The sequence below is a fragment of the Clostridium coskatii genome, from assembly GCF_001675205.1.
In the GTDB taxonomy this organism is placed as follows: domain Bacteria; phylum Bacillota; class Clostridia; order Clostridiales; family Clostridiaceae; genus Clostridium_B; species Clostridium_B ljungdahlii.
This window is the reverse complement of sequence record NZ_LROR01000035.1, coordinates 122,494-142,089: the sequence shown is the minus strand read 5'-3', so window position 1 is coordinate 142,089 and position 19,596 is coordinate 122,494. Positions and strand designations below refer to the sequence as shown.

19 protein-coding genes are annotated in these 19,596 nt (G+C 31.4%); 12 read left to right on the top strand and 7 right to left on the bottom strand.

Features of this window, described 5'->3' with window-relative positions; translation table 11 throughout:
* Positions 1-13: 13 nt before the first annotated feature.
* Positions 14-1,048: a cell wall-binding repeat-containing protein gene (locus CLCOS_RS05965; RefSeq protein WP_063600722.1), complete on the bottom strand. Its 1,035-nt coding sequence runs from the start codon at positions 1,046-1,048 to the stop codon at positions 14-16.
* Positions 1,049-1,328: 280 nt separating this feature from the next.
* Between CLCOS_RS05965 and CLCOS_RS05960 the strand changes: the two genes are divergently transcribed.
* The 3 genes from CLCOS_RS05960 to CLCOS_RS05950 all read left to right on the top strand — a co-directional run bounded on the left by CLCOS_RS05960 (position 1,329) and on the right by CLCOS_RS05950 (position 3,924).
* A complete protein-coding gene (locus tag CLCOS_RS05960) occupies positions 1,329-1,844 on the top strand; it encodes a sigma-70 family RNA polymerase sigma factor (protein ID WP_013239626.1) in 516 nt (171 codons plus the stop codon).
* On the top strand, positions 1,834-2,730 hold the full coding sequence (locus CLCOS_RS05955) for a DUF4367 domain-containing protein (RefSeq protein WP_063600721.1): 897 nt from the start codon (positions 1,834-1,836) through the stop codon (positions 2,728-2,730). The genes CLCOS_RS05960 and CLCOS_RS05955 overlap by 11 nt, the downstream gene beginning before the upstream one ends.
* Positions 2,731-2,802: 72 nt before the next feature.
* On the top strand, positions 2,803-3,924 hold the full coding sequence (locus CLCOS_RS05950; protein WP_013239624.1) for a protease complex subunit PrcB family protein: 1,122 nt from the start codon (positions 2,803-2,805) through the stop codon (positions 3,922-3,924).
* 163 nt (positions 3,925-4,087) lie between these two features.
* Here CLCOS_RS05950 and CLCOS_RS05945 read toward each other — a convergent pair whose 3' ends face one another.
* Complete coding sequence (locus tag CLCOS_RS05945; RefSeq protein WP_063600720.1) at positions 4,088-4,639, bottom strand: PadR family transcriptional regulator; 552 nt, start codon at positions 4,637-4,639, stop codon at positions 4,088-4,090.
* A gap of 212 nt (positions 4,640-4,851) precedes the next feature.
* Between CLCOS_RS05945 and CLCOS_RS05940 the strand changes: the two genes are divergently transcribed.
* On the top strand, positions 4,852-6,846 hold the full coding sequence (locus CLCOS_RS05940) for an FAD-dependent oxidoreductase (protein WP_063600719.1): 1,995 nt from the start codon (positions 4,852-4,854) through the stop codon (positions 6,844-6,846).
* Positions 6,847-6,929: 83 nt separating this feature from the next.
* On the opposite strand, the gene CLCOS_RS05935 is transcribed toward CLCOS_RS05940, so the two are convergent.
* On the bottom strand, positions 6,930-7,829 hold the full coding sequence (locus tag CLCOS_RS05935; RefSeq protein ID WP_063600718.1) for an SDR family oxidoreductase: 900 nt from the start codon (positions 7,827-7,829) through the stop codon (positions 6,930-6,932).
* 150 nt (positions 7,830-7,979) lie between these two features.
* Between CLCOS_RS05935 and CLCOS_RS05930 the strand changes: the two genes are divergently transcribed.
* Entirely contained in the window at positions 7,980-8,204 is a 225-nt protein-coding gene (locus CLCOS_RS05930) for a PF20097 family protein (RefSeq protein ID WP_013239620.1), read from the top strand.
* A gap of 340 nt (positions 8,205-8,544) precedes the next feature.
* Entirely contained in the window at positions 8,545-8,721 is a 177-nt protein-coding gene (locus tag CLCOS_RS05925; RefSeq protein WP_013239619.1) for an H-type small acid-soluble spore protein, read from the top strand.
* A 77-nt stretch (positions 8,722-8,798) separates the two neighbouring features.
* Here CLCOS_RS05925 and CLCOS_RS05920 read toward each other — a convergent pair whose 3' ends face one another.
* A complete protein-coding gene (locus CLCOS_RS05920) occupies positions 8,799-9,209 on the bottom strand; it encodes a hypothetical protein (protein ID WP_063600717.1) in 411 nt (136 codons plus the stop codon).
* Positions 9,210-9,487: 278 nt separating this feature from the next.
* Here CLCOS_RS05920 and CLCOS_RS05915 point away from each other — a divergent pair, with 278 nt between their 5' ends.
* Both CLCOS_RS05915 and CLCOS_RS05910 read left to right on the top strand, forming a co-directional pair.
* Positions 9,488-10,051, top strand: coding sequence for a spore coat protein (locus CLCOS_RS05915; protein ID WP_063600716.1), 564 nt, complete (start codon positions 9,488-9,490; stop codon positions 10,049-10,051).
* A 99-nt stretch (positions 10,052-10,150) separates the two neighbouring features.
* Positions 10,151-10,690: a superoxide dismutase family protein gene (locus CLCOS_RS05910; protein WP_063600715.1), complete on the top strand. Its 540-nt coding sequence runs from the start codon at positions 10,151-10,153 to the stop codon at positions 10,688-10,690.
* A gap of 82 nt (positions 10,691-10,772) precedes the next feature.
* Here CLCOS_RS05910 and CLCOS_RS05905 read toward each other — a convergent pair whose 3' ends face one another.
* Complete coding sequence (locus CLCOS_RS05905; RefSeq protein ID WP_023162037.1) at positions 10,773-11,234, bottom strand: DUF3189 family protein; 462 nt, start codon at positions 11,232-11,234, stop codon at positions 10,773-10,775.
* A 148-nt stretch (positions 11,235-11,382) separates the two neighbouring features.
* On the opposite strand from CLCOS_RS05905, the gene CLCOS_RS05900 reads away from it, so the two are divergent.
* The gene (locus CLCOS_RS05900; RefSeq protein ID WP_063600714.1) at positions 11,383-12,606 is read left to right on the top strand and encodes an SGNH/GDSL hydrolase family protein; all 1,224 of its coding nucleotides are present in this window, start codon (positions 11,383-11,385) and stop codon (positions 12,604-12,606) included.
* A 91-nt stretch (positions 12,607-12,697) separates the two neighbouring features.
* A complete protein-coding gene (locus tag CLCOS_RS05895) occupies positions 12,698-13,261 on the top strand; it encodes a flavodoxin family protein (protein ID WP_023162035.1) in 564 nt (187 codons plus the stop codon).
* Positions 13,262-13,360: 99 nt separating this feature from the next.
* Here the strand turns inward: CLCOS_RS05895 and CLCOS_RS05890 are convergent, their stop codons facing one another.
* Together CLCOS_RS05890 and CLCOS_RS05885 are read right to left on the bottom strand one after the other, a co-directional pair.
* Positions 13,361-13,657: a hypothetical protein gene (locus CLCOS_RS05890; RefSeq protein WP_063600713.1), complete on the bottom strand. Its 297-nt coding sequence runs from the start codon at positions 13,655-13,657 to the stop codon at positions 13,361-13,363.
* Between the two features lie 74 nt (positions 13,658-13,731).
* Positions 13,732-17,031, bottom strand: coding sequence for a cell wall-binding repeat-containing protein (locus CLCOS_RS05885; RefSeq protein ID WP_063600712.1), 3,300 nt, complete (start codon positions 17,029-17,031; stop codon positions 13,732-13,734).
* A 455-nt stretch (positions 17,032-17,486) separates the two neighbouring features.
* Here CLCOS_RS05885 and CLCOS_RS05880 point away from each other — a divergent pair, with 455 nt between their 5' ends.
* Both CLCOS_RS05880 and CLCOS_RS05875 read left to right on the top strand, forming a co-directional pair.
* Positions 17,487-17,681 (top strand): alpha/beta-type small acid-soluble spore protein, encoded by a 195-nt coding sequence (locus CLCOS_RS05880; protein WP_013239610.1) that lies wholly within the window; start codon positions 17,487-17,489, stop codon positions 17,679-17,681.
* A gap of 424 nt (positions 17,682-18,105) precedes the next feature.
* Entirely contained in the window at positions 18,106-19,482 is a 1,377-nt protein-coding gene (locus CLCOS_RS05875; protein WP_063600711.1) for a PhoH family protein, read from the top strand.
* Positions 19,483-19,596: the final 114 nt, after the last annotated feature.

The following is a 19,596-nucleotide window of genomic DNA, read 5'->3' as shown; positions in this document are numbered from 1 at the left end:
CCTCTTTTGAAACCTATATGCTTAATGGAAAATATATATTATCAAATATAGAATCTGGAATAACAGAAAGTCCTCCAATTATTTGCACATGAGTATTTTGGGAAACTGTATCTTTAATATAGTACATAGCATTGTTTGTTGCATCTGTACCATCTTTGTCAACTAATACTAATGGTGCACTATATTTTCCAGCTAATGCGGAAGCAACTAATGCGTCTGCGTAAAGGTTATCCGGTATGGCTGCACTTGCATTTGCTACATACAAATTATCATTTTTTAAGTCACTCTTGAATGTTTTTAATACAGCTAAGTTAGTATCAAATCTATTCGCTCCACCATTTACTCTAGTAGCGTTTGCCCCAAAAGTGTTCTTTATTGAGTCACTTATAACATCTCTAGTTCCAACAATTACAGCCTTAGAGCAGTTGATTTTTGCAAAGTTAATTGATGATTGAATTGAATTTTTGTTATTGTTTGCTAGTAACAAAATCTGTCCTTTTGCTGCAGCTACTGATGATACAGAAAGAGCATCTGCAAATCCTTCTCCACTAGCTACTATAATGTTGCTTGCACTAACTCCTAATTTAACTAGATATTTGGCTACTGCTATATTAGTTTCATACCTGTTTGATCCTTCTAACTCTGTCAAGGTATATTTGGATTTAAGAGTATCTCTTATGTTCTGCGAAATAGAAGCATTTCCTCCAATAACATATATATTTTTTATTCTTAATAGGTTTAGTGCATATTCAGCTTCTGGGCTGAGTGTATTTGATGTAGTTAAAAGTATAGGTGCATCTAATTTTTTAGCTAATGATGAAGCACTTACTGCATCGGCATATTCTTCACCTGATACTAACACAACATTATCTGAAGTTGTCCAATTTGTTACAGCAACTTTAGCAGCTGTTGCGTATCTATTATCACCGCTTATTCTTGATATTGTTGGTTCATAATATGCTTTAACAGAATTATAGGTAAATGCTATATTTAAAATGAAAGATAGAAACATTACAATTCCAAGTTTTTTTATACCTTTTTTGTACATATTCTAAGTCCCCTTATTTATTATGTATTTGTAATATTGTGGCATTACAAGTATATAATAACATATTATAAGGCTTCAAACAATAAAAATAACCATTAATACAGTAGAATATTACTGATATATGGTCATTTTTTAATTTTCAAATTTATGAAGCCAAATTAAAACTTTATACGTCATATAATGTGAAAGGGATTTTGATGGTAAAATTAAGTATACTTAATTTTAATTTTTAAAAATTGTGTAGCAGGAGGAAATGTCTTGGAAGAGATGTTATTGATATATGGATGAGAAAATAGAAGAGTTAATGAACAGCTATGGAAATGACGTACTTAGAATGGCCTATCTGTATTTAAAGGACAAGTATTTGGCTGAAGATGTTTTTCAAGAGGTTTTTATAAAAGTGTATAAAAATTTTAGTAAGCTCAAAAAAAGCAGCAGCGAAAAAAACTGGATTATGACTATTACAATAAATACTTGCAGGGATGTACTAAGAATTTCATGGTTCAAGAAAGTTATTCTGTCAAAGGATGTGTATGATAATTCTTTTGTAGATATTTGTGAAAATGTAGATGATAAAGTTATAAATAAAATTCAACATGAAGAATTATTAAAACAGGTTATGGATATGCCGCGCAAATATAAGGAAATTATAATTCTTTACTATTATGAAGAGCTATCTACAAGGGACATAAGTAAGGTACTGAAAATACCAGAAGGTACTGTGCGCAGCCGACTTTTTAGAGCAAGGACAGTATTGAAATCCAATATAGATGGGAAGATTGAATATGAGAGATAATATGAAAAATTTTAGGAATGAATCAAATGAAATTCTAAAAGATATTTGTGTTACAGATGAATTGAAAAGAAAGACCCTAGAAAGATGCAGTAATAGAAGGTCATTGCAATTAAAACCGGTTTTAATTGCATCAGCTGTTTTTGCCATTTTAATTTTTACATTTAAGTTATACAACTTTTCTCATAAAACTGATATTGCACGCAGTTATGTAAAACCAGATCAAAAATATGTAGACAAATCAATAAATAATGATCATAAAGGAACTATAGATAATGAAACGTCAAAGGAAATATCAAAAGCTAATAAAATAGGAAGTTCAATAGTACAGGATAAATCAAATGCAAAAAATTCAACTAAGAATGTAAGCTCAAATAAGGATACAAGAATTCAAAATAAAAATATTTTGCCACAAAATACAAATAATTACAATGTTGAAACTCCTAGTACTAATCAGGAAAATGAAAAAGAAGATGATAAAAATCATGGGGGAGATTTAGGTGCAGTAAGACCTAGTGGAGTAGCTTCTCTAGGAGAATCCTTAAGCATGAAAGATGCTGAAAAATATTTTGAAAGTAAGGTGTTGCTGCCATCATATGTTCCTGAAGGATTTGAACTTTCAAATATATCTATTCCCTGTGAAGGCGTTAAAAGCATAAGCATAAAGTATAGTTTAAATTCTAAATATTTTATAATACAGGAAAGCAAGAGTTTATCGGGATTAAAAGGTGATAAAACTTTATATATTGGTGCTGGTAAGGCTTATATAAATTACTTTAAAGATGAACAAGCAACAAGTGTATCATGGATAATGAATAATGTGGAATATTCTTTATATGGAAACATACAAGAAAATTCCCTAATTGACATAGCAAATTCAATTAAATAAATTATGGAGCCAAGGCCAGAGTCCATACGTCTAATAATTGAAAAAGATATTTAAAGGAGGAGGAAATTATATATGTTTAAAAAGTTATTTATACCTATGTGTTTTGCATTAACTGTAGGAGCTGTATATATGCCGGCTTCAGTAAAAGCTCAAGGGACAGTCAAGATGCAATCTTCAGTATCTAACATCAGTAAGAATAAACTTATTATTAAGAATGGACCTAATATAATGTGCAATAAAATTGATTTTCAGACTATATCTTATGATAATGCGCCAAAAACTTTAACTAATGGCATAGATTCTTGTAAATCCAGTGAAGGATTTTTGTACTATTTGGATAGCAGCACGAATTATCTATATGTAGCTGTAATGAGAGGACAAAAGCCCACAGGAGGTTACGATATTAAAGTAGATGCTGTAGAAGATGTAGAAGGAAGGGGAAATATAATTGTAAAGGAAACAGACCCGGACAAAGGTGCCATAGTACCTCAAGTTGTAACTTATCCTTATACTATAATAAAAGTTAAATTACCTGATTTTAGTATAAGCGTAAAAAATTCTTCAGGTAAGGTATATGATTATTTAGGTGCAGGGGAAAGCAATATAATAGGTGCTTCCTGGGTAATTGGTAATTTAGAAAATATATATACTGATAAAGACTATATATTTATAAAGGTTAAATATGAAAATGGTGATACCGAGCTTTTTTATGTAAAAAATAATGATGAAGGAAAAAATCAAATAAAAAATTTAAAAGTAAATAGTACTGTAAGTGTAAGATATGCACTTGGAACTCCAGAAAAGTACAATGGGGAAGCTGCATTTCCTCTAATAGATGTAAAAATGCCTGTAGATAAGAGCATGTTTACAGACAAAGGATGGGAGGATTTAAATTCAAAGGACTGTTTGAATATTTTACGGGATAAACAATGGACGATAAAGTTTAAAGATCAGCTTAATGATGAGAACGTAAATAGCTCAAATATATATGTAGTAGATAGTTCTGGAAATGTAATTCCAACAGCATTATCTCTACAAGATGATAAGAAATCTGTAAAAGTTACTCCCTATAAACCTTATAAACTGGGACAAAAATATTACCTATTTATAGTAAGCAAATTAAATAATAATACATCTTCTTTAAAAGGATATAGGATGGGTTTTCAAATATCAGATAGTATACACATGAATTAAAATGACAAAGTTCAAATAACAAAGAACAGATAAAGATGCTTTCCATCGTACCTCAGGAAATCTATAATTTTAATATTTTCTGACGTTGGGAAGAAAATTGTCCCTATTTGATATTTGAACTTTGTTCTTTAAAAAAATGAAGGTTAATTTTTGTTTAGAACCCCTACAATCCTTCTGTAATTTTTTTTATACAGTCAAAAAGCCAATCTACATAAGCATTTTCTCTCATGATGGCTCCTCGTAAGACAATATAGTCACCAAAACCAGAAGAAGGCACTTTAGATATATCCTTTTCCTTTAAAAGTTCTTCCATAGAATTTTTAAGATAATTTAATCTTTCAGTATGTTTATCTAATTGACTTTTAAATTGTTTTAATAAGGTGTCAGTGTCCATTTCATCACAAAAATAAGCTTTAAGTCTGAAAATATCTTTAGGCGTTGGTTCTAAAGGTTCATCTTCAGAAAGCCACTTTTGCAAATCCTTTTTTCCACTTTCAGTTATTGTGTATAACTTTTTTTCTAATTTTTCTCCTTGTATTACCGTTTCATATGAAATAAGACCTTCATCTGTCAATTTCTTTAATTCAGGGTATATTTGACTATGTTTAGCATACCAGAATTCTACTAATGCATCATTAAATTCTTTAGTTATATCATATCCAGTTGACGGTTTTCTATTAATAAGCCCTAAGATTGCGTATTTTAAAGTCCTCATATATATTAGCACCTCGTTCTTTCCATATAATCATTTTATCATGCATGAATATAAAGTAAAGTAAAACATGAAAAATTAAACATGTAAACATTGACATGATTTATAGTAATATATATAATATAGGTAAAGATAAATATGTAATCGTATTTATTAATAAGTACAACAGGACCAACATTTTAATACTTATATTATTTAAATTTAGGAGTGGTTTTATGAATAAGTATAAAAAATTATTTGAACCAGTTAAAATTGGAAAGTGTGAAATAAAAAATCGTTTTGCACTAGCACCTATGGGGCCACTAGGACTAGCTGACAGTGAAGGAGGATTCAACCAAAGGGGAATTGATTACTACACTGAAAGAGCAAAAGGTGGCACTGGCTTAATTATTACAGGAGTTACTTTTGTAGATAATGAAGTTGAAGAACATGGTATGCCAAATTGTCCTTGCCCTACACATAATCCTGTTCAATTTGTAAGAACTGCAAGGGAAATGACAGAGAGAATACATGCATACAATGCAAAAGTATTTTTACAAATGTCAGCTGGATTTGGTAGAGTAACTATACCTACTAATCTTGGTGAATTCCCACCTGTTGCACCATCACCAATTCAACATAGATGGCTTGATAAAATTTGCCGTGAGCTTACAATAGATGAAATTAAATCCATAGTGAAGAAATTTGGGGATGGAGCTTACAATGCAAAGAGAGCTGGTTTTGATGGAATTGAAATTCACGCTGTTCATGAAGGATATCTTATAGATCAATTTGCTATTTCATTATTTAATCACAGAACAGATGAATATGGGGGAAGTTTGGAAAACAGACTTCGTTTTGCACGTGAAATAGTTGAAGAAATTAAAAATAGATGTGGAGAAGATTTTCCAGTAGTGCTTAGGTATTCACCAAAGAGCTTTATCAAAGATTTAAGAGATGGAGCACTTCCAGGAGAAGAATTTGTTGAAAAGGGAAGAGATTTAGACGAGGGAATTGAAGCCGCTAAATTACTTGTATCTTATGGATATGATTCATTGGATACTGATGTTGGATCATATGATTCATGGTGGTGGAGTCATCCGCCAATGTACCAAAAGAAGGGACTATATAGACCATATGCTAAATTAATGAAAGAAACTGTAGATGTTCCTATTATATGTGCAGGAAGAATGGATGATCCAGATATGGCACTTGAAGCCATTGAAAATGGAACTTGTGATATGATAAGTCTTGGAAGACCATTACTTGCAGATCCTGATTATGTAAATAAGTTGAGGGCAAATAGATGTCAATCAATTAGGCCTTGTATATCATGTCAAGAAGGTTGTATGGGACGAATTCAACATTATTCAATGATAAATTGTGCAGTAAATCCACAAGCATGTAAGGAAAAGGACAATGCACTTCTTCCTATATTAAAGAAGAAAAAAGTTTTAATAGTTGGTGGTGGAGTAGCAGGATGTGAAGCTGCAAGAGTTTTAGCACTTAGAGGCCATGAACCAGTAATTTATGAAAAGAATTCTAGACTAGGTGGTAACCTTATTCCAGGTGGAGCACCAGATTTTAAAGAAGATGATATTGCCTTAGCTGATTGGTATGCACATACATTAAACGAATTAAATGTACAAGTAAATTTAAATAGTGAAATTACTAAAGAACAAGTTTTAAAAGTCAATTTTGATAGTGTAATAATTGCTACAGGGTCTACACCAAAAGTATTCTCACTTGGAGACGATGATAAAGTATTTACAGCAGCAGATGTACTTACAGAAAAGAAAGATTGTGGAGGCACTACAGTTGTAGTTGGTGGTGGACTAGTTGGATGTGAAACTGCACTTCATCTTGCTAAAAAAGGTAAAAAAGTAACTATAGTAGAAGCATTAAATAAAATACTTGCATTAAATGGGCCGCTGTGTTCTGCAAATAGTGAAATGCTTGAAAGACTTATTCCTTTTAATGGTATTGATGTAAAAACAAGTTCAAAAGTTAAAGCATATAAGGATGGAAATCTTGAAGTAGAGACGGAAAAGGGAACAGAAAAAATAAAATGCGATTCGGTAATACTTTCTGTTGGATATAAAGAAAAAAATTCACTATATAAAGAATTAGAATTTGAAATCCCAGAAATTTATCTTTTAGGAGATGCACGTAAGGTTTCTAATATTATGTATGCTATTTGGAATGCATATGAAGTTGCCAATCACATATAGGGTTTGTAAGTAAATTATTTAGATCAGTACCACTCTTTTATAGATGGTACTGATCTCATATTATATATAAAGGAGATAAAAAGTTATGATCCTATAAAGCCTCCACCATTTACATGTAGAATTTGACCAGTAACAAAAGTAGAATCGTCAGATGCTAAGTAAACATAAGCAGGTGCCAATTCCACAGGTTGACCAGCTCTTTTCATAGGAGTATCTAAGCCAAAAGTTTCCACATACTTTGCTGAATAACTTGATGGTATAAGAGGTGTCCAAACAGGTCCAGGAGCAATTCCATTGACTCTTATCCCTTTTGATACAAGAGAAAGAGCTAATGAACGGGTAAAGCTCACAATGGCTCCTTTTGTAGAAGAATAATCAATAAGTAGCTTATTACCCATGTAAGCTGTAATTGAAGCGGTATTAATAATGCTGCTTTCTTTTTTTAAGTGAGGTAGGGCAGCTTTAGTAACGTGGAATAAGGGAAAAATATTTGTCCTAAAAGTATCTTCCAATTGTTCTGTAGAGATATTTTCAAGACTGTTTTGAGGAAATTGAACACCTGCATTATTAACTAGTATATCTAGGTGACCAAAGGCATCAAGTGTATCTTTGACTATTTTTTTACAAAAGGACTCTTCTCTTAAATCTCCAGAAATTAAGAGGCACTTTCTTCCTTGAGATTCTACTAAAGCCTTTGTTTTAGCTGCATCCACATGTTCATTGAAGTACACAATACTAATGTCTGCACCTTCTTTGGCAAAAGCTAGAGATACAGCTCTGCCAATACCACTATCTCCTCCAGTAATTAGGGCGACCTTATTTTTTAATTTATCACTCCCAGCATAGTCTGGATTATCAAATATAGGCTTGGGGTTCATAAGTGTCTCTAATCCGGGCTGTACAGCTTGGTGTTGAGGTGGAAAAGTTACTGGAACCCTTTTACACTTTACTTTGTAACTAAAGTAAGGATAGTAAAAAATCAAATCTATTCCTCCTAGCATATATTACACAAGTTAGTATATGCAATATGTTTTAAGAATGTTAAAATGAAGTTATAATAATGTGTTTTACTAATGATATAGATTTTACATAATTAATTTAAAGATATTATAGCTTGTTTGGAGGAGTTTTATATGGAATGTCCTTATTGTAATGGAGAAATGGTTAAAGGTCATATATATGGGGATAACTATAAAATGAAATGGCTACCTGAAGATAAAAAATTGTTTCTTGGAATATGGGCCAAAGGTGGTGTTGAATTAGGAGAATCCGGTTGGATAGGAAGACCGAAAATTAAGGCATATATGTGTAAGACATGCAACAAAATTATTATTGATGTAGAACAAAATAAGGGATAATGAAAACAAGGGATTTCATTATCCCTGGCATAAGATGTTTAGGAAATTTGAGTTATACAAAGTAAGCTGTATTGTGTAATATAGGGGTTAAAAATAAAGAATTAAATGCTGGAGATTCGTCATCTCCAGCATAAAGTAATACCAATATGTTAGAGAAAGAATATTATAGTTTACACGAAACTTAGATATTTAATAACTTTAACACATTAATATCCTTATGCTAATAGAATGTGCAGAACCTAAAATATTATGCTGGTAATTTGAGGAGAAACATATTTTTGTTCTAGAAGGTATAAAAAGTTTACTATATAAGAACCTATGTGTATAGGAGGTGGTAAGCTTGGATAAGAAAAGAGTAAAAGAAATAATTGAATCTAAAGGAGTTATACAGGTAAAATATAAAGATAATCCCGTATGGCTTGAAAGTATAAATACAGATGAAGATGGTAAAATACAAGTAAAAAACTTAAATACAAATAAACATTTTAATGTAGATATTGTAGATTTGAATGAATGAGTTTATTCTAAAATGTACTAGGTAAAGCATAATAAAAAATGAAGGAGAAATCTTAAGATTTCTCCTTCACTTTTTAGTTACTTACTCTTTTTCTGCCTAGATTGTTGATTTAATTTCTTAGCTTCATCTAAATCACTGTTATTTGAAACATTTGAAAAAGAAGATGAACTTTTGCCTGAAACCTGTGAGTTTAATTGTCTAGCTTCTTGAAGATCTGAGCTATTATAACCGGTAGTGCTAGCAGCACTTGACATATTTCCCTGTTTAGATTGTTGATTCAATTTTTTTGCTTCATCTAAATCACTGTTATTTGAAACATTTGAAAAAGAAGATGAACTTTTGCCTGAAACCTGTGAGTTTAATTGTCTAGCTTCTTGAAGATCTGGGCTATTATAACCGGTAGTGCTAGCAGCACTTGACATATTTCCCTGTTTGGATTGTTTATTCAATTTTTTTGCTTCTTGAAGATTTTTATCATTTTTATTCATAATAGTATCCTCCTTTAGTCTAATGGGATTATATAAACATTTTAGGTTTAATTCATATTGAATTATGCTACTTTAATATTTTGTCCTTGCGGCAGTAATATATACTATAGAATATTAATGACTATTTCCCAGAAGAGGAAAATACAAATTTATATATAGATTGAAAGCTTAGTATAGAAAACTAAAAATGCTATAGTATAAAATAGATATTCTAGTGGAAAATTATTTACTGTAGTAATGATTTTAAAATAAGTAAAATTTCAATAGGAGGTAATATTATGCAATTGGCTGCTCATGAAATACATGATCTACACGAATTAACTATAAGTTGCGTAAATTCTATAACAAATATGGCTATGTTTATAAATGCAGTTCAGGACCAGGAATTAAAATCTATGATTCAAGCACACTTTCCAGCACATATTCAAGATTATAATATAAAGGTTGAATATTTAAGTAAAACTATGGGTCCTACACAAAAACTAAATGTACCATCTTTGGTTAAAACTTTGCAGGATTATACTAAGTCACCAACTAATAATTTTCCATCAATTACACCAAGAACGGATATTCAGCAGATGAACGATAGAGAAATAGCAACTGCATATCTTTTAACTCTAAAAAGGGCAGGAAGGGAATATGCGTGGTCTGCCATGGAAGCTAGTAATCCTGGCGTGAGAGAATTTTTAAAGGATGCGTTTACTATGAGCTGCAATCATGCTTATGAAGTTTGGCAGTACATGGTGAAAAAAGGATATTATCCACTAGAGCCGGCACCTGAAAGTACAATAAATACAATGTCATCTATATATAAGGAAGTTCGTCAACCTTCATTAGTTTAGTTTTAAAAGATCAGCGTGTTATTTAATATGCTGATCTTTTTGTAACTATTTTAAAAGTTTTACATAACATAAATTGAAGTATTTAATTTGGAGGATATTATGCATTTTGACGAATATGAATGTCCCTTTATAAATCACAATTATTGTGGATATAGAGGTGATATGAATATGCATGCTAGAAAAGCTGTAGCCCATATAACTGGAGGACCGTTAGCTCCTAATATAAGAGGTACTGTAACTTTTACTCAGGTACGTGGAGGAACTGAGGTTTCTGTAGAAGTAAATGGATTACCTCCTTATAGACCAGCTATGAATGGAAGTCCACAAATTGGACCTCATGGATTTCATATACACCAAAATGGTACATGTGCTGTAGGTAATCCTGAAGAACCATTTAAAGCTGCTGGAGGTCACTGGAATCCAACTAATCAGCCACATGGCAATCATGCAGGAGATTTTCCAGTTCTCTTTTCAAATAATGGTTACTCGAGAATGACCTTCTTTACAAACAAGTTTAATGTTGCTCAGATTATAGGGAAATCGGTAATCATACATGAAAGCCCAGATGATTATAGAACTCAGCCTTCCGGAGCATCTGGTAAAATGCTAGCTTGTGGTGTTATTAAGGCAATGATGTAATTAAAAGAATGCTGCTAGAAGGGTAGAGGGATCTTTTCTTTGTGTAAAAAGTTTACATATGAAATATTCCTCTTTTAACATATTATCTATTTTTTAAATTATTTTTAACGCCTGTAACCAGGTTGACTATATTCATATAAGCTTGTTGTGTACCTTTTGTTACTATTGGTCTTCCAACACTTACCCAGTGTAGCTTTCTTGAAGTATATCCCCCTATATTCATAAGTAAATTGACAGTTGGTTTGGTGTCTACAATAATAAGTTCATCAGTATTTTTGTTAAAAATAGAGTACATATCCATAACAGCAGGTATTACTATGTCTGGAGCATACTTCCTAGCTAAAGTGTATACGTCTGCATTAAACTCATCTTTACCAATATAAATTATCCTTCCAAGATCCTTTTTTTCCATTTTATCAAAGGTCGGTAAATCAAGTAATTCTTTTTTACTTGGGATTCTATCTATTGGTAGGTTCCCAATATGTATATTGGCTGCTACAGCAGTAGAGTGGGCACCTCCAACGTCATGATATATGACTATCATAATTATTTCACCTACTTTTGTGATATTATAAATTTATTATTTTACAAAAGTATAAATATATTCACAATTACGTATATCACAATGTATTTGGTGTATGATTTCTACATATATTAAAGAGAAATATTAAAATAAGTAAAGGAGTACTAATATGCGTCAAAAGATATTAATTATTATTTCGGCTGTATTTGCATATTGTGTCATGTTTTTTGTAAGTTCAGCAAAAATTAATATAATAAAGAAAACTAAACCAACACCCCGAAAAGTAATTCATAAAGAATCACCTTATGAAAAATATGGATATAACATAAATTCAGGTTTATTAAAATATAAAAATAAATTAAAAAATACAAGTACCCAAAAGGTGAGAATATATTGTATAGGTGAATCTAATACAAGAGGAGAATATTCCAGTGATGAAATAAATAAATCTTGGGTTGGTGTAATGAAGTCATCACTGCAAAATCAATTTGGAAATGCAGGGGAAGGCTTTATTAGTATATACGAAGGTGCTCTTCCTTCTGGTACTAAACCTAGATGGAAACTAGGAACAGGTTGGAGTGTTTCTGGTGCCTCTAAAGAGTTTACTTCTAATGTTGGCGGTTTTGGTGGATGCTTTGGAATTTCTAATAAAAGTAGTTCACCAGCAGCTTTAACTTTCACTGGAAAAAGTTTAGATTTATTGTATTCTAAGGCAAAAGATGGAGGTACAGCTGTTGTAACCATAGATGGAAAAAAAGTAGGTTCTATAGATTGTCTAGGAGAAACAGAAAGTTTTTCACATAAGGTTTCTTATGCAGGATTAACTAATACATCTCATACATTAGTAATAACTCCAACTAATACATCCAATATTTTTATAGAAGGTGCAATTGCTTCATCGAATGACGTAGGAATTGAGGTAGACAAGATAGCAATTTCTAGTAAAATGGCAAGTTATTTTACTACAGACACCACAAAGAAGATTTGGAATGTATCACCAAAGCCTGATTTAGTGCTGCTGTCTTTCGGACTTAATGAAGCAGGACGAGGTATTTCTGTTCAAGACTATAAGGAAAGTATGATGAATTTAGTGAGTTACTGGAAAGGAAGAGGCAGTGATGTATGCTTGGTGTCAAATCAAATGCCTGCTAAGACATGGACGACAAATTGGCCTGCTTATGTTATGTCTTTATACGAAATAGCAGATGCTTATAATGCAGGAATTATAGATATTTATAAAGCTTATTATCAGGATTATACTGCTGCACAAAAAGAAGGTTTGTTTGGAATGGCTAAAAACGATTATTCAGGCGGAAGTGGAACAAATACAGCACATCCTAGTGACAAGGGTTATGGATATATTGGAGATGTTATTTATGGTAACTTACAATGATTTTAATGCTTTACAACCATTTAATCTGACTATATAATTGGATAAAGAAGAAAATAAAAGCAGTTGTTAATGTTTACAGGGAGTGATAAAAATGGTTAAAAATATTTTAGTACTTACAGGAAGCCCAAGAAAAAATGGTAACAGTGAAATGATGGCAGATGCATTTATTAAAGGTGCTAGGGCAAAAGGTCACATTGTAACAAAATTTGAAACGGCAATGAAAAATATTAATGGTTGTAAGGCTTGTAATACCTGCTGGAGTAAGGGTACGGCTTGTTCGTTTCAGGACGATTTTAGTGAATTAGAGCCACTACTTGAAAGCTCAGATGTGATTGTATTTGTAACACCTTTATATTGGTCTGGTATGTCATCACAAATAAAAGCAGCAATAGATAGACTATATGCTTATGTATCACCTAATTGCAAACGTCCACTTAAAATAAAGGAAAGTGTACTTATGATTTGTGGAGAAGATAACGAAGATGGTATGTTTAATGGAGCAATTGAAACTTACAAAGGTATTATTGATTATCTGAAGTGGAACAATCTAGGAATAATTGCTGTTCCGGGAGTGGCAGATAAGGGTGATATTGCTAATACTGATGCTTTAGAAAAAGCCGAAAATCTTGGCATGAGTATTTCTTTTACTTGTTAGAGACAAGCTCTTAATTATATGAAATATAGATTTACTAAAAAATGCATTATAATAGGTACTAGCAAATTGCTAGTACCTATCTAATATTACCTTTTAATATTAATACCAGTCGTCATAATCACCATACATGATTACAGGGAAAACGAATGGCATGAAAGGTCTACGCATCATTCTACGTCTTCTACGTCTTCTACGTCTACGTCTTTTTCTACGTCCTCCTTGTCTATATCCATCTTCAGGATCGAAGTCATATTCATCAGGATCTTCGTCCTCGTACTCATCATCTATTGGTTCATCATAATAAGACATTGAGTAATATGGACATATATTTTGGGAAACATCGAAGTTTTCAGCATTTTCTTTGTTACTGCTGTCGCTAGTAGAATTGATATTCATGTAATACCTCCGTGAAAATATTTATATTATATACTATGTTTAAAATTGAAATTTGTTAATAAAATATAATTATTTTAATTGGAAATTACTGTGTTTATCCTCAAATCATATTTTGACGGAATGTAAACAGAATTTTGTCCACTGGCATCTTTTTTACTTCTTATGTTAATGTCTGCAGAAGACAACGCAGCATGAAAGTCAATTTTATCTCCAGGCTTTATAGAGCCGTCTTCAAATTTATAGGTTACATTTTTACCACTTACAGATACAGATGTAGGATTCAGTTTTCCGCCAGTGGTCTCATTTGTAAATATAAAATCATCACAGTACAGTCCATAAATACTATCATCTATATTTTCATCAAATGCTATTGTTACAGAGTTATTTCCCGTGGTGCTGCTTGCAAACCACAAACTGGAATTAGTTCTTGGAGGAAGCAGCATACTGTATACCTTATCCAATCCTTCTTTTAGTGTACGCCCTGCTATATCTTTAGAAATTGGATTTTCAATTGTAAATAATGCATTAACTCCAGCTGACTTCACCGTGCTGATTTTTACGTTATCTTGAATTCCACTAGCAAAAGTAAGAATTACTTTCCTTCCGGATATAGTACCACCATCGGGAGTCATTCCTGCAATTTTAAAGTCATTTAGGTTTAAATTGTCTAGGTCAGAAGTTAGAATAAACTGTACTTTTAGGTCATCACCATCGTAAAAAAATTTTACAGTATTTGAAACAAGGGATGGCCCTGTACTATAATCTCTACTTATGTTATCAACATAGGCTATTCCTGATAAAGTATTTAGAGATTTATCCTTAACATATTCCACACCTATTTTGAGTACATTATTTTCTGAAGTTCCATAGCTTAATATATAATTAGATGGAAATTTAATGAGCACATAAGTATTATCTTCACCAGGAGTAATCACTGTATTATAAGGCAATGCATTAGTACCACCTGTACCATCTACAAAATAATAATTTGAAGGATTCTTTAGTGAATCTACATTCATGGGTTCATTAAAAAAAATAACTATTTTTTGCGGATTATCTGATTTTTGGACTATAGCTGTAACTTTGGGATCTATGTTATCTATTCCATTGAAAGTTACAGTATAATCATCCATTACATTAGGCTTTAAGTTAGTATCAATGATATTTTTAATAACTAAGGTGTATGTTAAATCTGTTAAAGCATTATCTCTTGTAAATTTTATATTATAGGAGCTTGTGTTGTCATTACTTAACCTAGTAGCTGGTGATATTTCATCAATTCTATAGGTTATGTCTGTTCCATCAGAATCAAGCAATTTATAATTTGATTTATTAGTTGCATATATATTCATTACATATTGGTTGAATTTTATGTTTATTGTTTGACTGTCGAGTATTTTAAATTGTGTAATTTGTGGTTTTACAGTATTATCTTCAACTTCAAAACTCGTACTGGAATTATCATATACGTTATTACCATAGGCGTCTTTAACATTATCTGAGACACTTACAATATTACTTCCAATATTAAGTAAAGAATTTATGATTTTTATTTGAACAATTTTATCATTTGATCCCGGACAAAAGTCTATGGAGGAGGCGGTTATTGCATTTCCATTTATTCTATAATTATTTATATTAAGTGCGGTTTTAGTATCCATAGATCTATTGTAAGTTATATAAATAATTCCAGCTGTAGTATAATTAGCTTCTGTAATTTGAGGATTGTCCTTTAATGAATTAACATTAAAATTTATAGAAGTTTCTTCTATAGGAAATCCTGCAGCGTCATCGAACTGTTCACCTGAGATTCCCCGGGAAATTTTAAAAGCATTGACACCTTCTTTAAGGGGTGCATCAAAATAAAGTACTACTTCCATTGACCATACGCCTGATTTTTCGTAAAAAGTACTTAAGGATGTGTTTAATCCAAGACCCACTATACTTTGATCATTGATTTTCATGGAAGATAGATTATTTGTATTTATCCTTATTGGTTCTGAAAATTTAAGCACTAATTTATTACTTCCATACAGTGTTAGTGCTTGTATTTTAGGTGCAGTTATGTCTAAAAAGGTAATTTCTTTTTCAATTTTAGGTGTTATGACATTTAAATCCTTATCTAGTACGGTGCTTTTTACAGTAAAAATTATGCTTTTATATTGTGAATATGGATTTGCAAGGGTAACTAGTACAGTTTTATTATCATCCTGTAGCGAAGCTGAAGATATATTGGGTGTAAGATCAATTCCATCAATCTGATAATTTCCTACAAATTCAGCTGTTTCTTTGTTGATATCAGTGTTGAATGCAATTTTAATTTGATTTAATCCATTTGTAGTTATTGAAACTACGTCATTGGAAATTGCATTATTTATCTTTGAAATAATATTATCTGAAATGACATTTTTTCCGCCTATGGCATTTAAGTCTGTTAAATTAGTTGCTTTATTTTTTATGTAGTTTAATGCTTTCTCTGTAGATGGGGAACTATCACCATCTACAAGTACCAATGGTGATGACCACTTACCGGCTAAAGAAGAGGCTATAAGAGGATCTGGAAAATCTTCTCCACCTGCATTTGCTATAAACAGCTTATCATTTTTTAATATATCCTGGTATTCATTTAACATATTTAAATTGGTTTCAAATCTGTTAGCTCCACCATTTACTCTTTTCACAGCACCTATTTTATTATACATAGTGTCATTTAATACGTTTTGTGTACCAATAACTGTAACATTTGAATTGTTATTTCTAATAAAGGTTAAAACTGGTTCCATTGAGTCGTCATCATTATTTCCGAGTAAAAGAATTTGTCCTTTAGCTGCTGCTATAGGCGCAGCTGATAGGGCATCTGAAAATCCTTTTCCTGAGACAAGCATTACATCCAGGGCATTAACACCTAACTTGACCAATTCATTAGCAACAGATACATTGGTTTCGTATCTACTTTTTCCACTTAATTCTATTAAATTGTAACCATAACTTTTAAGTTCATCTCTTATATTTTGTGATACACAGGAGACTCCTCCTATAATATATATATTTTGGGGTTTTAAGGTGTCTAATGCAGATTTAGTATATGAATTAAGTAAGTTAGAAGTAGTTAAAAGTATAGGAGCATCTAACTTTTTTGCAAGGGTTACACCACTTACTGCATCTGCATATATTTCACCACACACCAATACTACATTTTTACTGCTAGTCCAATTTGTAGTTGCACTTTTAGCAGCAGTCGCATATCTATTAAATTCTCCGATCCTAGAAACCTGTCCAGAAGCAGCTTGAACTGATTTTGGTATTAAGATTAAGAAACAAATTAGGAATACAAATATGCTATTTATTATAAACCTTCCATAAGTTTTCCACATTTTACAATGCTCCTTATAATTGATTCTAAATAGTGTACCTAATTTAATTGTAATTGTAATCTAGTATCTTCACAACTTATAAAATCTGGTATAAAGTCTGTTATTATGAAAATGATTATTTTTTATCCAGATTATTTTTTTATGAATATTTACATAATGTATATGGTGTCATATTGTTAGAGATATTGGGTAATATAATAGTGTCCTAGGGAAATGACCTTAGCGAAAATGAGGATAGTATAATTATATGTATCTATTGAAAGAGGTAAGTGCTGGTAGCTAACAGTGCTTACTTTCTTATTACAAAGCAGTAAAAAATTTAAAAGCATTTATGCTTATTAACTTATATTGCAACAAGTACTAAATATTCATTCAATTACCTGGAGTAATTTTTTTAAAAATGTAGAAACTTTAAATGTAAGCAGTAAAGTTTACTATAAAAAGGAGTGAGTACTATGACAAACAGTAATAATCCAGTAGTTCCACAAGCTAAAGCAGCATTAGATCAATTCAAAATGGAGTCAGCTAAAGAAGTTGGAGTAAATTTAAAGAATGGTTATAATGGAGACTTAACTTCAAGAGAAGCAGGCTCTGTAGGTGGAAATATGGTTAAGAAAATGATTGAGGCTTATGAACAGAATTTAAAGTAAATATATGATAAAAAATCTGTACTCTAAATTAGGGTACAGATTTTTTATTAGAATCAAGACATATTGAAAAAAATAACTAGTCAGTATGATAGCTTATTTTGCGTCTTTGACTTGTTACTTTGTTCCATATACTTAAGTTAACAACATTTTAATTCATAAAGTATTAAAAAAGTAAATAAATATTTAATATATTTGACACCATGTTGTCACATAATATAGTTAATATTAACAATATACCGATGAAACAAAGATAGCATAATATTTTGATCCCCAATTATTATATTATGAAAGATAGGCACTAGTTATTACTAGTGCCTATCTTTTATGCAAATAATTCAAAATATATTTTCAAAGTTTATGAAATTTAATTCATTTATATATTTAAATGAATATATTATAATAATGGTAGAGGGGAGGAATGGCTTTGAAAAAAACTTATGTTTTAGACACCAATGTTATTTTGTATTCACCAGGGGCTATATTGACTTTTGATGATGGAGATGTGGTTATACCTGAAGTAGTACTGGAAGAGCTAGATGGATTTAAAAAGAATAAAAATGATCTTGGTGCCAATGCTAGGTATGCAGCTAGGCTTATAGATGACTTTAGGAAAAGCGGTAAGCTTAACCAAGGAGTGGACTTGCCAGGTGGTGGAAAGTTAAGGGTTGAAATGAACCACTATGATGTACAGATGCCCCCAGCTTGGGACAAAAGCAAACCGGATAACAGAATAATACAGGTGTGTAAAGGCCTTAAAGAAAGTGGTGAAAATGTATGTTTGATAACAAAGGACATATTTGAAAGAATTAAGGCTGATATAATAAATATAGAGGTAGAAGATTTCTATGAAAAAGTTGTTCCCGAAGATGAAAGTCAGTATACAGGAAGGATAGATGTATATGCTTCTGAAAAGGATATAACAGAATTTTATAGTAACAAATATATGAAAGTTGATAAAATAACTTGTTATAATGAGGACAATGCAGAATACTTTGATCCACCTCTTTATGTAAACGAGTTTATTATAATACATTGTTTAAATAATCCTAAACAAACTGCCCTTGGAAGATTTGACGGTAAAGAAATAGTTTCACTTTGTTTTAAGGATAGTACACCTCTTGGAATAGTTCCAAGAAATGTGGGACAGAAATTTATGTTGGAGGCACTTTTAACAAATGCAGAAAAGGCTCCACTTGTGATAATAAAAGGTCCTGCAGGAACGGCAAAAACTTTATTTTCACTGGCAGTAGGTCTCCATAGTATAATGGAAGAAGATAAAGGAAAGTATAGAAAGATGCTGGTATGCAGACCTAATGTTACCATGGATGAAGATATAGGATTTCTTCCAGGTACAGAACAGGAAAAGATATCGCCTTTTATGAGACCGATATTAGATAATCTAGAAATATTAGTGGATTCCGATGAAAAAGAAAGATATAAAAACGAAAAGGAATTAGCTGATAAAATAAGAGAATTATTTGACAGGGGAATTATAACTACAGAGGCGGTAGGTTATTTAAGAGGAAGATCTATTGTAAAAAACTGGCTTGTAATTGACGAAGCCCAGAATCTAACTCCAAAACAGGTAAAAGCAATTATAACGAGAGTTGGATCGGGTACAAAACTACTTTTAGTAGGGGATCCAGAGCAAATAGATCAAGCTTTTTTAGATTCAAGATCGAATGGGTTGTGTTATGCTTCAGAAAAGATGAAAGGAAGCAAGTTATGTTATCAAATAACTTTGAAACATGATGAATGTGAGAGGTCTCCTCTTGCATATGAAGCCTCAAAGAGACTGTAAATAGGAAATATAATTTTTGAAATAGATCGAAAATTGGAAAAACTTATTTATAATTTGAAACTTTATACAAGAGCACTTTGGTGTTAGATAATGAATTGTATACTGAACACCAGA

Coding starts and splice junctions, on each gene's coding strand:
- CLCOS_RS05965 (WP_063600722.1), bottom strand. CDS start 1,048: ATGTACAAAAAAGGTATAAAAAAACTTGGAATTGTAATGTTTCTATCT.
- CLCOS_RS05960 (WP_013239626.1), top strand. CDS start 1,329: ATGGATGAGAAAATAGAAGAGTTAATGAACAGCTATGGAAATGACGTA.
- CLCOS_RS05955 (WP_063600721.1), top strand. CDS start 1,834: ATGAGAGATAATATGAAAAATTTTAGGAATGAATCAAATGAAATTCTA.
- CLCOS_RS05950 (WP_013239624.1), top strand. CDS start 2,803: ATGTTTAAAAAGTTATTTATACCTATGTGTTTTGCATTAACTGTAGGA.
- CLCOS_RS05945 (WP_063600720.1), bottom strand. CDS start 4,639: ATGAGGACTTTAAAATACGCAATCTTAGGGCTTATTAATAGAAAACCG.
- CLCOS_RS05940 (WP_063600719.1), top strand. CDS start 4,852: ATGAATAAGTATAAAAAATTATTTGAACCAGTTAAAATTGGAAAGTGT.
- CLCOS_RS05930 (WP_013239620.1), top strand. CDS start 7,980: ATGGAATGTCCTTATTGTAATGGAGAAATGGTTAAAGGTCATATATAT.
- CLCOS_RS05920 (WP_063600717.1), bottom strand. CDS start 9,209: ATGAATAAAAATGATAAAAATCTTCAAGAAGCAAAAAAATTGAATAAA.
- CLCOS_RS05915 (WP_063600716.1), top strand. CDS start 9,488: ATGCAATTGGCTGCTCATGAAATACATGATCTACACGAATTAACTATA.
- CLCOS_RS05910 (WP_063600715.1), top strand. CDS start 10,151: ATGCATTTTGACGAATATGAATGTCCCTTTATAAATCACAATTATTGT.
- CLCOS_RS05905 (WP_023162037.1), bottom strand. CDS start 11,234: ATGATAGTCATATATCATGACGTTGGAGGTGCCCACTCTACTGCTGTA.
- CLCOS_RS05900 (WP_063600714.1), top strand. CDS start 11,383: ATGCGTCAAAAGATATTAATTATTATTTCGGCTGTATTTGCATATTGT.
- CLCOS_RS05895 (WP_023162035.1), top strand. CDS start 12,698: ATGGTTAAAAATATTTTAGTACTTACAGGAAGCCCAAGAAAAAATGGT.
- CLCOS_RS05890 (WP_063600713.1), bottom strand. CDS start 13,657: ATGAATATCAATTCTACTAGCGACAGCAGTAACAAAGAAAATGCTGAA.
- CLCOS_RS05885 (WP_063600712.1), bottom strand. CDS start 17,031: ATGTGGAAAACTTATGGAAGGTTTATAATAAATAGCATATTTGTATTC.
- CLCOS_RS05880 (WP_013239610.1), top strand. CDS start 17,487: ATGACAAACAGTAATAATCCAGTAGTTCCACAAGCTAAAGCAGCATTA.